This is a genomic window from Rhodococcus sp. DMU2021 (genome assembly GCF_019641445.1).
Taxonomy (GTDB): Bacteria; Actinomycetota; Actinomycetes; order Mycobacteriales; family Mycobacteriaceae; genus Rhodococcus; species Rhodococcus pyridinivorans.
On sequence record NZ_JAIFKB010000015.1, the window covers coordinates 65,245 to 79,224 of the forward strand.

The 13,980-nt window shown below is 70.2% G+C and carries 12 protein-coding genes; 6 read left to right on the plus strand and 6 right to left on the minus strand.

Features of this window, described 5'->3' with window-relative positions; translation table 11 throughout:
- Nucleotides 1-108 precede the first annotated feature (108 nt).
- The 4 genes from K3M35_RS19030 (at nucleotide 109) to K3M35_RS19045 (ending at nucleotide 5,696) form a co-directional block, all read left to right on the plus strand.
- On the plus strand, nucleotides 109-516 hold the full coding sequence (locus K3M35_RS19030) for a YciI family protein (protein WP_121209272.1): 408 nt from the start codon (nucleotides 109-111) through the stop codon (nucleotides 514-516).
- A gap of 27 nt (nucleotides 517-543) precedes the next feature.
- The gene (locus K3M35_RS19035) at nucleotides 544-1,683 is read left to right on the plus strand and encodes an RNA polymerase sigma factor (RefSeq protein WP_220666875.1); all 1,140 of its coding nucleotides are present in this window, start codon (nucleotides 544-546) and stop codon (nucleotides 1,681-1,683) included.
- Nucleotides 1,684-1,757: 74 nt separating this feature from the next.
- A complete protein-coding gene (locus K3M35_RS19040; protein ID WP_217579603.1) occupies nucleotides 1,758-3,287 on the plus strand; it encodes a multicopper oxidase family protein in 1,530 nt (509 codons plus the stop codon).
- A 285-nt stretch (nucleotides 3,288-3,572) separates the two neighbouring features.
- A complete protein-coding gene (locus K3M35_RS19045) occupies nucleotides 3,573-5,696 on the plus strand; it encodes an MMPL family transporter (RefSeq protein WP_006550094.1) in 2,124 nt (707 codons plus the stop codon).
- Between the two features lie 79 nt (nucleotides 5,697-5,775).
- Here the strand turns inward: K3M35_RS19045 and K3M35_RS19050 are convergent, their stop codons facing one another.
- Together K3M35_RS19050 and K3M35_RS19055 are read right to left on the minus strand one after the other, a co-directional pair.
- Nucleotides 5,776-6,654 (minus strand): sucrase ferredoxin, encoded by an 879-nt coding sequence (locus K3M35_RS19050; RefSeq protein WP_217579602.1) that lies wholly within the window; start codon nucleotides 6,652-6,654, stop codon nucleotides 5,776-5,778.
- Nucleotides 6,655-6,709: 55 nt separating this feature from the next.
- Nucleotides 6,710-7,234 (minus strand): hypothetical protein, encoded by a 525-nt coding sequence (locus tag K3M35_RS19055; RefSeq protein ID WP_006550092.1) that lies wholly within the window; start codon nucleotides 7,232-7,234, stop codon nucleotides 6,710-6,712.
- Between the two features lie 50 nt (nucleotides 7,235-7,284).
- Between K3M35_RS19055 and K3M35_RS19060 the strand changes: the two genes are divergently transcribed.
- Nucleotides 7,285-8,391 carry an alcohol dehydrogenase catalytic domain-containing protein gene (locus tag K3M35_RS19060; RefSeq protein ID WP_019288569.1) on the plus strand — a complete coding sequence of 369 codons (1,107 nt, stop codon included), beginning with the start codon at nucleotides 7,285-7,287 and terminating at the stop codon, nucleotides 8,389-8,391.
- A 49-nt stretch (nucleotides 8,392-8,440) separates the two neighbouring features.
- Here the strand turns inward: K3M35_RS19060 and K3M35_RS19065 are convergent, their stop codons facing one another.
- The 4 genes from K3M35_RS19065 to K3M35_RS19080 are packed head-to-tail and all read right to left on the minus strand — an operon-like array spanning nucleotide 8,441 to nucleotide 12,509.
- Nucleotides 8,441-9,355: an exodeoxyribonuclease III gene (locus tag K3M35_RS19065; protein ID WP_006550090.1), complete on the minus strand. Its 915-nt coding sequence runs from the start codon at nucleotides 9,353-9,355 to the stop codon at nucleotides 8,441-8,443.
- A gap of 11 nt (nucleotides 9,356-9,366) precedes the next feature.
- On the minus strand, nucleotides 9,367-10,155 hold the full coding sequence (locus K3M35_RS19070; protein WP_006550089.1) for an alpha/beta fold hydrolase: 789 nt from the start codon (nucleotides 10,153-10,155) through the stop codon (nucleotides 9,367-9,369).
- Nucleotides 10,156-10,170: 15 nt separating this feature from the next.
- Nucleotides 10,171-11,751 carry a DNA polymerase Y family protein gene (locus K3M35_RS19075; RefSeq protein ID WP_033097056.1) on the minus strand — a complete coding sequence of 527 codons (1,581 nt, stop codon included), beginning with the start codon at nucleotides 11,749-11,751 and terminating at the stop codon, nucleotides 10,171-10,173.
- Nucleotides 11,748-12,509 carry a hypothetical protein gene (locus K3M35_RS19080; protein WP_033097055.1) on the minus strand — a complete coding sequence of 254 codons (762 nt, stop codon included), beginning with the start codon at nucleotides 12,507-12,509 and terminating at the stop codon, nucleotides 11,748-11,750. Before K3M35_RS19080 ends, K3M35_RS19075 begins: the two co-directional genes overlap by 4 nt.
- 274 nt (nucleotides 12,510-12,783) lie before the next feature.
- Between K3M35_RS19080 and K3M35_RS19085 the strand changes: the two genes are divergently transcribed.
- Nucleotides 12,784-13,932 (plus strand): serine/threonine-protein kinase, encoded by a 1,149-nt coding sequence (locus K3M35_RS19085; protein ID WP_019288573.1) that lies wholly within the window; start codon nucleotides 12,784-12,786, stop codon nucleotides 13,930-13,932.
- Nucleotides 13,933-13,980: the final 48 nt, after the last annotated feature.

The window sequence follows — 13,980 nt, forward strand, 5'->3', positions numbered from 1 at the left end:
TGACCCTAACCGCGAACGGGCGGGGACGGGATGTCGAGAATCGTGAAGCGGTTCCGTCTCCTCCATGAACGCGGCCACAATGGGCCGTACCGCACGGAGGAGAACATCATGGCCAAGTACCTGCTGCTCAAGCACTACCGCGGCGCCCCGGCAGCGGTGAACGACGTACCCATGGATCAGTGGGAACCGGAGGAGGTGTCGGCCCACGTCCGCTTCATGCAGGATTTCGCCGCCCGTCTCGAGAGCACGGGTGAGTTCGTGGACGCGCAGGCGCTCTCCCCGGAAGGCGCCTTCGTCCGCTACGACGGCGAGGGACGTCCCCCGGTCACCGACGGGCCGTTCCCGGAGACGAAGGATCTCATCGCCGGGTGGATGGTGATCGACGTCGACAGCTACGACCGGGCACTGGAACTGGCCGGCGAACTGTCGGCCGCGCCGGGAGCCGGCGGGAAGCCGATCTACGAATGGCTGGAGGTGCGCCCGTTCATGTCCGAGCCGCCGACCGTCACGGAGTGACGCCGTGGACACCGTCACGGAGTAGACGTGGACGAGGCTCTACTGCGCACACTCGTCCCCACCGTGATCGGCATCCTCGTCCGCCGCGGAGCGGATTTCGCGTCGGCCGAGGATCCCGTGCAGGACGCGCTCGTCGAAGCCCTGCGGGTGTGGCCGGAGGATCCGCCGCGCGACCCGAAGGGCTGGCTGGTCGCGGTGGCGTGGCGCAGATTCCTCGACGCCGTGCGCGCCGACGCGTCTCGTCGACGCCGCGAGATCCTCGTCGACGCCGAGCCCCGGCCGGGTCCGGGCACACCGGTGGACGACACGCTCGCGTTGTACTTCCTGTGTGCCCACCCGTCGCTCACGCCCGGGTCGGCGGTCGCGCTCACGCTGCGTGCCGTCGGCGGGTTGACCACCCGGCAGATCGCGCAGGCCTATCTCGTCCCGGAGGCGACGATGGCCCAACGCATCAGCCGGGCCAAGCGCACGATCGCGGACGTCCGGCTGGATCGGCCGGGCGACGTCGCGACGGTGCTGCGGGTGCTCTATCTCGTGTTCAACGAGGGCTATTCGGGTGACGTCGACCTGGCCACCGAGGCCGTCCGGCTCACGCGCCGGCTGGCAGCGGTGATCGACCACCCCGAGGTGTCGGGTCTGCTCGCGCTGATGCTGCTCCACCACGCCCGGCGAGCGGCGCGCATCCGGTCGGACGGCAGTCTCGTCCCCCTCGCCGAACAGGACCGCAGCCTGTGGGACACGCGCATGATCTGGGAGGGCGTGGAGATCCTGCAGGCCGCACTCGCCCGCGACCGGCTCGGCGAGTTCCAGGCGCAGGCCGCCGTCGCCGCCCTGCACGCCGACGCACGCACCGCGGAGGAGACCGACTGGGTGCAGATCGTCGAGTGGTACGACGAGCTCCTGCAGTTCACCGACAACCCAGTGGTCCGCCTCAACCGTGCCGTCGCGGTCGGTGAGGCGGACGGACCCCACGCCGGTCTCGCAGCGCTGGCCGAGCTCGACCCCAGCCTGCCCCGGTACACGGCGGCCGCGGCGTATCTCCACGAACGCGCCGGCGACACCGCGACGGCGGCCCGGCTCTATGCGGAGGCCGCGCACCTGGCGACCAGCGTGCCCGAACGCGACCATCTCGTGCGGCAGGCAGCACGACTGCACAGCGCTTCCTGAGGTTCCGTCAGGGTTCTCCCCCATTACGAAATCCGGTGCCACGCCGGATGTGCCGAGGGTGTGGGAGAACGAGCATGGATGTCGTGAAAATCCTGGTGCGTCTGCTCGCCATACCCTTCGTGCTCTTCATCGGGTTCGTGGCGGTCATCGGTGGCCTGGCCGTCCACGCGTGGACCACGCGCGCACTCGACACCACCGGACGCGTCGACTTCGACACCGCCCTGCGCATCCCTCCCGTCGAGTCGGGCACCGTCGACGCCGACGGCACGCGCGTGTTCGACCTGACCATGCAGCGCGGCACGACCGACCTCGGGCACGGCCCCGACACCCGGACGTGGGGCGTGAACGGCAGCTATCTCGGACCCACTCTCCGCGCCGTGCGCGGCGAGAACGTGCGCGTGAACGTCACGAACGAACTCGGCGAGACGAGCACGATGCACTGGCACGGCATGCACCTGCCCGCGGCGATGGACGGCGGACCGCACCAGCCGATCGAGCCGGGAACGACATGGTCGCCGTACTGGACCGTCGATCAGCCGGCCGCGACCCTCTGGTACCACCCGCACCTGCACGGTTCCACCGCCGCGCACGTGTACCGGGGCGTCGCGGGCATGTTCCTGATCGACGAGCCCGGCACGTCGCCGCTCCCCCACGACTACGGGGTCGACGACATCCCCCTCATCGTTCAGGACCGGAAGTTCGACGGCGACCAGCTCGACGACAGCAACGCGATCTTCGCCGACGTCGGCACGCTCGGCGACGAGATCCTCGTCAACGGCACACCGCGGCCGTTCCTGGACGTCGGCACCGAGACGGTCCGGCTCCGGGTGCTCAACGCGTCGAACGCGCGCGTCTACAACTTCTCGTTCGACACCGGGATGCCGTTCCTCCTCGTCGGCAGCGACGGTGGTCTGCTCGAGGAGCCGCGGGCCGTCCGCAGTCTCCAGCTGTCGCCGGGCGAGCGCGCCGAGATCGTCGTCCGGCCGGAAGCAGGTTCGAGGCATGTGCTGCGCAGCACCCCGCCCGAGCTGAAGGCCGGCTTCTGGCAGGACCGCTTCTCCGGTGGCGACGACCGCATGGACGTCCTCGAGCTGCGGGCGGCACCCGTCCTCGGGTCGTCGGCCGCGATCCCGGAGAGGCTGACCACCCTTCCGGAGCTCGGGGAACCGAGCAGCACCCGCCGCATCGACCTGACCTCGTCGACGACCATCAACGATCGCGAGATGGACATGGGCCGGATCGACGAGGTGGTCGTCGCCGGCACCACCGAACTGTGGGAGGTGCGCAATGTCAGCGGCACGATCCACAACTTCCACATCCACGACGTGCAGTTCGAGGTCCTCGGCATGACCGGGGTGAGTCCCGACCACCCGTCCCTGGCCGGTCGCAAGGACACCGTCTTCGTCCCGCCGGCGGCGACCGTGCGGCTGCTCGTTCCGTTCGGTAGCCACACCGATCCGGCGATGCCGTACATGTACCACTGTCACCTGCTCGAGCACGAGGACAGCGGCATGATGGGACAGTTCGTGGTGGTGGGCGCCGACGAGGTGCACGACGTGACGCAGGCGGCCGGCACCGCCCACCATGCCCACGACGGCGGGTGAACCCGGTCACGTCCGGCAGGGCCGGGAATGGATCCTTGCCCACCCCTGTTGAGGAGTGTGGATCGGCGCGTCGCGTACGCCCCGGAGCCAATGAGAAACCGCCTTCGTGGAATACCGTCCGGCTGGAGCCACGTTGCGCAACGTGCCGTGAGGCATCCGGCGCGTCGGTCCACCTTCTTCCTCCCCTGATCTCGTGCCCGTTCCGGCCGAGCAGGGTAAAGCCCTCCCACTCCACGCCAGTACAGTTGCCGATCGTCACAATCGTCAGCGGAACCGGGAGTGGGCATGAGTCGCTGGGCCGAGATCGTCGTCACCAGGAGCCGATGGGTACTGGCGATCGTGCTGCTCGTCGTGCTCTTCGCCGGCGCCTGGGGCGTCGGGATCTTCGGCAAGCTGACCGGCACGGGCTACTACGACCCGAACAGCGAGGCCGTCGAGGTCGAGCAGATCATCTACGAGAACTTCGGGTCGCAGGCCGCGGACATCATCGCGCTCTACACCGCACCCGAGGGACGCACGGTCGACGACATCCGTCCCGACATCGAAAGAACCCTCGCCGAGTTCCAGGACGCCGTCCCCGCCGAGTCGATCCAGACCTACTGGACCGCTCCGCCGCCGATGAACCAACTGCTGCTGTCGACCGACCAACGCAGCGTGGCTGCCTCGATCACGCTCGGCGCGAACTCCGGGCTCACGGCCGCGAGCTTCCCCGAAGCCCTCGACCTGCTCGAGGTGCCCGGCGTGGAATCGCAGTTCGCCGGCAACACCGTGGTCGCGATCGAGTTCACCGACACCCTGGAGAGCGATCTCGTCCGGTCCGAGCTCATCGCGGTGCCCATCACGCTGGTGCTGCTGGTGTTCATCTTCGGCGGGGTGATCGCCGCCGCGGTCCCGGTCTTCGTGGGTGTGCTCGCGATCTTCTCGTCCCTCGCCACCCTGCGCCTGCTGTCGAATTTCACCGAGGTGTCGTCGTACGCGCTGAACATCACGTCGCTGATCGGTCTGGGCCTGGCGATCGACTACGGCCTGTTCATCGTCAGCCGCTACCGCGAGGAACTCGCGGCCGGTTCGGACGTCACCTCGGCGGTCAAGCGGACGATGTCCACCGCCGGTCACACCGTGATGTTCTCCGCTGCCCTGCTGATCTGCGCGTTCGCGGGCATGCTCGTCTTCCCGCAGACGGTGCTGCGGTCGCTCGGCCTCGGTGCCATGGCCGCCGTCCTCGGTGCCGCCGTCCTGTCGCTGACCGCGGTTCCCGCCCTGCTGACGATGCTCGGCCACCGCATCAACGCGTGGACCTGGGACCGTGAGACCTCCACCCGCGCCGAAGCGCGGGCACGTCGTTTCTGGGGTGGGGTCGTCCGCAAGGTCGTGCGCCGTCCCGCCCTGATCGCGGTGGTGATCACCGGCGGTCTCCTCGTACTCGCGTCGCCCCTGTTCGAAGCACGGTTCGGGGAGATCGAATACACCGCCCTGCCCGAGGACAGCCAGGCCCGCGCAGCCACCCAGACCTTGCTCGACGAGTTCCCGAGCACCGGCAACGGCGCCACGCTCGTCCTGCGTGGTGAGAACGGACAGGCCCCGGACAGCACTGCCGTGCGCACGGTGTCCACCGAGGTCGCCAAGGTCGACGGCATCTCGCAGACCGTCATCGTCGGGCAGGAGTCCGACGTGGTGGTCCTGCAAGGCCTCTACGCTCAGGGCGTGGACGGCACCGCACGGGCGAGCGAGATCACCGGCGAACTGCGCGCCCTGGACGTGCCGGACGGCACCGACCTGCTCGTCGGCGGCGGCCGGGCTCTCGTCGACGACGCCAACCAGGCCGTCTCGGATTCGCTCCCCTGGATGATCACGATCATGGTGCTCTCGACCCTGGTGCTGCTGTTCCTGGCATTCGGGTCGGTGGCACTGCCGATCAAGGCGGTGCTCATGGCGGCACTGAGTCTCGCCGCGACCTTCGGCGTGCTGACCTGGGTGTTCCAGCTGGGCCACGGTGCTTCGTGGCTGCACGTCGTTCCCGCGGCGATGGAGCCGACCTTCGTCGTCCTCATCCTCGCCGTGGTGTTCGGCCTGTCGACCGACTACGAGGTGTTCCTCATGTCGCGCATGATGGAGGCCCGCGCGGCCGGAGCGACGACGGTAGAAGCCGTCGAGTACGGCATTGCCCGCACCGGACGTGTCGTCACCGCCGCTGCACTGCTGCTGATCGTGGTCACCGGGGCCTTCACCATCTCCGGCCTGTCGATCATGCGGTTCCTCGGCGTCGGCATGATCGTCGCGCTGATCATCGACGCAACGATCGTGCGCATGCTGCTCGTGCCGTCACTGGTCAAGCTCATGGGCGAGGCCAACTGGTGGGCACCGGCGTGGATGAAGCGCGTGCACGCGAAGGTCGGACTGGGTCACTAGACCGCAGAGCGGCGGGATCACTAGACCGCAGAGCGGCCGGGTCACTGAACCGCAGAGCGGCCGGGTGGTCGGGGTGTCGCTACAGCGGCGTGATCGTCGTCGCGACGACGGGACGCGCCGGCTTGGCCGCGGCACCGCAGCTCGCCGGCCGGGCCGGTAGTTCCGAGGTCTCCACCCCGACCTGCCATGCCCGGCCGTCGCGATGACGCACGATCGGCTCGTCCCCGTCCTCGACCGTCACGGCGTCGATCGCGAACTCGTCGATCGCCTCGCGCACCGCGATCTCGGCGGCCTGCCCGGCCGCACTCCAGGTGCTGCGACCCCGCAGACCGGCCGCGTGGACCTTGCCCTTCCCGGCGTCGCGGACGGCGGCGAGACTGTCGTCCTCGTCGAGCCGCCCGTAGGTGTAACCGGTGGGCAGCATGATCATCGACGGCGCGAAACGGTGTCCGCCGGTGTGCGAGCACTCCCACACGTCCTGCCCGAACGCGGCGGTCAGAGCGGCCGCGATCGGGCGCCCCAGCACAGCGCAGCACCGGTCCCGCTTTCCGTGAGCGCACACCAGGGCGATCGGGTCCTGCACGGCCGTGCCGAAACCGGGGGCCGGACCTGCGACCACACGGGGGACGATGTCGAGCAGCTCCGCCGGCTCGGTGATCTCGAGCCGCTCGCACCAGGTGTTCTCCGGTTCGGTGCGGGCCAGCAGGACGGTCCGGGTCTCCCGCACCACGTCGCGGCCGGGTCTCCGGATGAACAGGATCCGCACGTCCGCGGCCTTCGCCCGGGCTGACAATTCGTCCGACAACTCGGCGCCGAGGGCGGTGCCGTCGAGCACGTCGCGGCCCCAGCCCGTCGGCACCTCGAGGCACACGTAGCCGGGCGCGGTGGCCGCCGTACCGGGCAGCGGCTCGTCGAGTGCGGACAGTGCGGAACAGGTGGGGGCGGAGATGGTGGTCACGCGGACATTGTGGCCCGGACACCCTCGTGACGGCCCGGCACCCCGCGGTGACCGGTCAGCCGCGGCGAAGAACCCGCTGTGCCGCACCGCCCCACATCCGCAGGAATCCCTGCGACAGGTACGCGAAACTGCCCAGCGCCAGCACCCACTTGGTGAGGCTGACGGTCGAGGCAGCCCGGACCGTCCGATCGTCGATCCGGGTGCGGTGATCCAGCAGGTACAGGCCGACGGCGTTCTCGACGTAGTCCCCCGCCGCGGCGACGACGGGCGCCGCCATCAGGATCCGACGCGTGCTCGGCGACAGCGGGCGGTGTTCGTCGAGCGATCGTGCACCGGCCCGCAATGCGATCGCGAAGGTCGCCGGATGGACCATGTCCCAGTAGTAGTGCTGCCGGTAGCGCTCGATCTCCTCAGGACCGAGATTGTCGAGGATCTTTCGGTACTTCGCGGCCGAGAAGGTGGTCTGGAGGGTGCCCACCGTCGGGGCCATGGAGCCGAGAACCCGACCGATGTTCGCCTGGGACACGAGGAAGACTGCGGTAGCACCGATGAGGAAGCGGTCGGCCCGGGTGAGTGTCATGCTCGTGATGCTAGAGGCAGAGAATCCGCGACTCTACGGAAGGGAGACTCGTGCAGATCACCGGAGCAGTCCTGGAGGAGATCGGACGTCGACGGAGGTACGAGGAGTCCACCCCGCTCAGCGTGGACCTTCTCGAACTCGACCCACCGGGCCCGGGTGAGGCGCTGGTCGAGATCGAATGCGCCGGTGTGTGCCACTCCGATCTGTCCGTGGTCGACGGCAACCGGCCTCGTCCGGTTCCCATGCTGCTCGGGCACGAAGCGGCCGGACGCATCGTCGAACTCGGTGACGACACCACCGGATTCTCCGTCGGCGAGCGGGTCGTCATGACCTTCATGCCCCGCTGCGGTGAGTGCGAGGGCTGCGCGAGCAACGGCATCCGCCCCTGCATCCCGGGATCGGCCGCGAACGCGGCGGGAACCCTGCTGTCGGGCGCCCGGCGGCTGCACCGCGACGGGAACGACGTCCACCACCATCTGGGAGCATCGGCCTTCGCGACCCACGCCGTCGTCGACACGCGGTCGCTCGTCGGTGTCGGCGACGACGTCCCCGCCGAGGTCGCCGCGCTGATGGGTTGCGCCGTGCTGACCGGTGGCGGTGCGGTCGTCAATACTGCTCGTCCTCAGGCCGGGGACACGCTGGTCGTCGTCGGTCTCGGCGGAGTGGGGATGGCCGCGCTGCTCGTGGCGCTGGCCCACGACGACGTCACCGTGATCGCCGTCGACACCTCCCCGGACAAGCGCGATACGGCCCGGTCGCTGGGAGCCGAACGCGTCCTCTCACCGGACGAGGCCGTCGAACAGGGCGTGAAGGCGCGGCTGGTCATCGAGGCCGCGGGGAGCGTGCCCGCGCTCGCCACGGCGGTCGCGCTCACCGGACCGGGAGGCACTACGATCACTGTCGGCCTGCCCGCCCCCGACGCCCGGCTCGAGATCTCGCCCACCGCTCTCGTCGGCGAGGGCCGCTCACTGGTGGGCAGCTACCTCGGATCCGCCGTCCCGGCCCGCGACATCCCCCGCTTCGTGGACATGTGGCGCGAGGGGCGACTGCCGGTCGAGCGACTCGTCACCGACCGTCTGCCGCTGGGTCGGATCAACGAGGCGATGGACGCCCTGGCCGACGGAACCGCCCTCCGTCAGATCCTCACCATGGACTGACCACGAGCCCTACATATCAAGCTCAGATGTCGTAGTCCACGACAGTCACTCAGATGTCGTAGTCCACGACGACCGGCGCGTGATCGCTGATCCTCCGGTCCGGCGCCGGATCGCGGTCGGTCCCTGCGGAGATCGCGGTCCGGGCCAGTCGCGGCGTGGCGAGGTGGTAGTCGATCCGCCACCCGGAATCGGAGGCGAACGACTCCCCCAGCCACGACCACCACGAGTAGGGACCGTCGACCTCGGGATGATGCCGGCGGACGACGTCGACGAGCGTGCGCGGCGACAACAGTGAATCGAACCAGGCGCGTTCCTCGGGCAGGAAGCCCTCGGCCTGCCCGCGACGCCGCCAGTTGCGCACGTCGTAGCGCGTGTGGGCGACGTTGAAATCACCCATGATCAGGAACTCCCGCCCCTGGGCGCGCGCCGCGAGTCGGCTACGGGTCAGCTGCCGGGCGAAGGCCGACAGGAACCGCATCTTGCGTTGGTAGCGCATCCCACCGTCCGGTTCGTCGCGCATGCGCCCGGGCTTCTGGAGGTGCGCCGGGAGCCCGCCCTTCGGCAGGTACAGCGACGCCACGGTGATCGGTGCGTCGGCGAGATCCACCTCGACGTACCGCCCCTCGTGGGCGAATTCGGACAGTCCGCGTGCCAGCGCTCCCCGATCGAACTCGATCCGGTCGACGTGTTCCTCACCGGGAAGTCGCAGCAGTGCGGTGCCGCTCCAGGTGCGCACGGCGGCAGGTTCGTGCAGGGTCAGGATTCCGACGCCGTTGCGGCCGGGAAGGGTGCCCTCGTCGTAGGCGAGGTGGTACTTGCCGAAGACTCCCTGCGGGATCGCAGCCGCCGGGGCGCGTACCTCCTGCAGGGCCACCACGTCGGGGTTGCGCTCACGCAACCAGTCCTCGAATCCGCGGCGCTGTGCGGCGCGGATTCCGTTGATGTTGAAGGTCGCGATGCGCACGATCGTCCAGTCTAGGCAACCGTTCGATCCGTGAGGAACGGGACGACGGCCGCTGCGAAATCGCGGGCACGGTCGCGGTGGATGCTGTGCCCGCAGCCGATCTCCCGCACTGAGGCCGAAGGCAGCGCGTCGACTGCCGCCGTCAGCAGGCGCGGGTCGACCATGCTGCCGCGGCGCGCTCCGCGCAACAGCAGGGTCGGAGCGTCGAGGGACGGAAGATGCTTCCACCACACCGGATTCGGCGTGTGGAACTGGGCGACGACCGACGGCGTCATCGAGCGGTCGAAGGCGGTGACCGCGCGCGGGTTGAGCGCCATGCTGGTCGCGGCGTGCCATAACTCCGCGGGAGTCGGGCGGTGGGCCGGCACCTCCGGAACCGGATCCCCCTCCCGCAACGGCAGAGGTGTCTCCTCGAGGACAAGTCGCCGGACGAGGCCGGGATTCTGTTGCGCGACCAGCGATCCCACATGACCGCCGAGCGAGTGCCCGACGAGATCGACGGCCTCGACACCGAGGTGGGCGCACAGGCCGGCGACGTCGGCGGCGAACTCGTCGAAACGGTACGAGGGGGCCCGGCCGCTGCGTCCGTGCCCGCGCAGGTCGACGGTGATCACCCGTCGGCCCGCCTTCACCAGGTTTCCGGCGAACCGGGTCCATGTGCGCCCGTCACCCCCCATCCCGTGCACCAGCAGTACGGGCACGGAACGGGCGGCGGACCCCGCGGATTCGCGGGACGCAGCGTATTCGCGATACGCCAGGGCGACCCCGTTCGGCGCGACGGTGAGGACCGGAGATCTCATGATGCTCGAGCCTACTCAGTCGTAGACGCCCTCCACCCGCCAGCCGTCGGCGCCGAAGAACACCAGCAGGGCCCGTGATTCCTCGAGCAGCACCTGCAGACGGGCGGCGCACCGGGCGGCGGCCGGATCCCACCAGTACTCGTCCACCGGCCACGGACCGGCCCATCCGATCACCGTCCAGCTGCGACTTCCCCATCGCAGCCGAGCAGGTGACCCGCTGAGCAGTCCGCGCTCGGTCACCGAGACCGGATTCCCCACGTCGTCGTCCAGCCGGATCGCGGGAGGTGTGTGCAACACCAGCGCGGGAGCCGGGGGCGGGAGCCGGCCCGGCCACGGTGCGTCCGGGTCGGAGTGCGGTATCGCCTCGTCGCCGACGGGCACGAGGACGATCCGTTCGGTGGGTCCCCGGCCGCCGCCGAGCACTCCGATCCGGACGGCGTCCCCACCGAGCAGGCCCTGCACTCGGACGAGCGCCCGACGTGCGCGTTCGTCCTCGTCGCCGACACCGCCCCAGAGCCCGAGCTGCAGCGCGCCGGCGGCCACGACCTCGACCGGTTCGAGACGTAGCAGCACGATTCCCGCCGTGGGCCGGTTCGTGTTGCGGCCGGTGAGCCATCCGTCGAGCTGCCATCGCACACGATCGGCCGTACCCTCGGGGGTGAGCGGCTCGGCGCAGCGCCAGGTGCGCGCGAGTTCCTCCCCGGCCCCGGTGCGTGCCGTCACGAGCAGTCGCGTGCATGCGACTCCCGCTGCCGCGAGCCTGGTGTGGAGCAGTTCGGCCAGTGCGCGACCGGCGAAGGCCGCGGCGTCGACCCGCTCCACCGGCGGGTCGCAGGGCTGCTCGACCGTCAGGTCCGGAGGGATCGGCCGCCCCGACGGGGGACGTTCCGGCAGGCCCCGTGCGCTCCGGTGCGCAGCGACGACGTCCGCGTCGAAGCGTGACGCAACATCGATCGGGGACAACGCGGCGAACGCTCCGATGGTGCGGATACCGAGACGGCGCAACAGATCCACCGTGTCGGCCCGCCGAGGAGCCGCCAGCGCCGGTTCCACCGCGAGATACGAGACCGGCAGCGGCGCCAGGAACTCGGCGCCCCTCCCCGTCGGGACCAGCGCGTTCCGGCGCGCGGCGAGGACCGCTGTGGACAACTCGTCGGCGACACCGACCTGGCATTCCACGCCGGTCGCCGCGACCGCGTCGATCAGGGCCTCCGCGGCGGCCTCCTCCGAACCGAACCACCGGACTGCACCGCGCGCGGCGAGGACCACCAGCCCCGGGCGCAGCACCTCCACGCCCGGGGCCACCGCATCGATTGCGGCCACCACCGCCTCGAACGTCCGCGCTTCCAGGTCGGGATCCGAGCGGGCCACATGCAGTTCCGGGCAGCGTGCCTGCGCCTCACGTCGTCTCAGGCCGCGCCGGACACCCGCGGCCCGCGCCGAGGCCGAGCAGGCGACGACACGATTCGCCGAGACCACCGCCACCGGGACGGTCGCGGGCAACTCCGCGGCGGTGGCGGCGGCGACGGCGGGCCAGTCGGGGCACCAGAGGGCCACGACCCGCGCGGGCGCCCGTCGAGAGGACGAGTCGTTCACCGGACCGCTTTACGGAAATGCCCGTCCTCCAGCCGATTTCGCTCCTCACTCACCCATTCGACGGCACTGCGGCCGGCGCACACCTCCACGCGGGTGGCGCGCGGAGGAAACGCACGCCCGTGCGCCCGGACCGACAAGCGGGTCGCGCACAGCCGGTCCCGGCCGGGACCGTCCACACCCCGATAACCGTCGACCCGCGCCTCCAGTCGCACGTGTGCACCCTCCCAGCGACCGTCCGTGACCACGAGGACGGACTGCTTGCTCCGCGCCCGGGCGGCGACCGCACGAGCGCGGGACGGCGGCACCGATGCCCCACCGAGCCCCAACACCACCAGGTCGATCCCGTCGAGCAGCACCGCGGCGATCTCCACGGGATCCGGTCCGGGATCGGGGATCACAGCCAACCGGTGCAGACGGGCTCCCATCTCCGCGGCGGCGAGCAGACCCAGCCGGCGCTGACCGATCACGGCGGCGTATCCGCCCGAGGCAGTCACGGACGCGAGCATCCCGAGGAGAAGGGAGGTGGCCCCCGAGACCGAGACGACGCTGCCACGCACCAATCCGCCCTGGGGCAACAGTTCCGCGAGCGGAGCCGGGACGGGCAGGATGCGGTCGGAGGGGGCCTCGACCCGGCCTCGCGCGACGGACTGGACCTCGCCCCGCGCCGGCACTGCCGCGATCCGACGTCGCAACGCTTCGATCCGCTCCGCGCGACCCGCTTCCTCGTCGTCCACCGGAAATTCGGCCACCTCGCCCACTGTCACCCCTGTCATCCGCCTGCCGCCTGACACACACGACCGGCCGACCACGGGGAAGTCGTGGCCCGGCTCGCACTCTATTCGAACATACTTTCGATCCCCATCAAGTAGAACCGACCCGAATCCTTCCCGTCAAGCCGGGAGCACCGCCCCCGACGGTGACTACAGTGCAGCTCACACGTTTTTCGGCCGGGGCGAACACCTCCGATCGACTACTCTCGATCGAGTGGCGGAGCAGGCATGGGCAGGACGGGCCGTAGGACCGGATCACTTGGTGGCCGGTCGATATCGGCTCGACTCCAAGCTCGGCGGTGGCGGCATGGGTGCCGTCTGGCTCGCCCGCGACAACCGTCTGGGCCGCGACGTCGCCGTCAAGCAGGTGATCTCCACCGCAGACCTCGATCCCGACGAGGCCGAGGATCTTCGCCGCCGCGCGCTCCGAGAGGGCCGGGCCGCCGCCCAACTCGCCCACGAGCACGCCATCTCGATGTACGACATGGCTCTGCACTACGGCGAACCGTGGCTCGTCATGGAGCACTTGCCGTCCCGCAGCCTGGCGCAGGTGATGAACGTCGTCGACACTCTCCCGCCGTACGTGGTGGCGCAGATCGGCGCGAACGTCGCCGACGCCCTCACCGCCGCGCACGCCGCCGGGATCGTCCACCGCGACGTCAAGCCCGGCAACATCCTCATCGCTGAACGCGGCCGCGACGCCGGCATCGTGAAGATCAGCGACTTCGGCATCGCTCGCGCGAAGGGCGACAACGACCCCGACGGCGTGATCATCGGCACCCCCGCCTATTTCGCACCCGAGGTCGCGCGCGGCAACGATCCCACCGAGGCCAGCGACGTCTTCTCGCTCGGCGCCACCCTCTACACCGCGGTGGAGGGGCAACCGCCCTTCGGCTTCGAGACCGACTCGATCGCGTTGCTGCACCGGGTCGCGCGGGCGGAGATCATCATGCCCACGCACACCGGTCCGCTCACCGAGCCCCTGCTCGAGATGCTCCAGCCCGATCCGGCGCGACGCCCGACGATGGCGCAGGCGCGCGATCTCCTCGCCCGCGTGGTCCTCGGACCGAGCGGATCGGCGGCGGCCCTGCGCGGCCGTCCCATCCAGAACGAGGACGGCACGATCCCGTCGTGGGCACAGCGTTCCGCGCACTTCGCCGAACCCGCACGCCCCCGTGGTTCCTTCGTCGACCGCCCCCTCGGTGCCGCGACGCAGGCCACCGGTGGTCCGAAGAAGTCGGCGAAGGGTTTCGCCCCGGCGGATCTGCTCGACCGCCTGCTCCCGAAGGGCCCCGTGCCCGACAACCCGCAGGACCGCATCGTCGCCTATGCACCCCTGGCGATGGCGGCGATGATCGCGGTGATCCTGGTGGCGTTGCTCGTCGCCGTCATCATCGCGCTGGTCGTCTGATCCGCGCCGGCTGCGCAGTCCTCGCCGATGATTTCGCTCGCGAGCGAC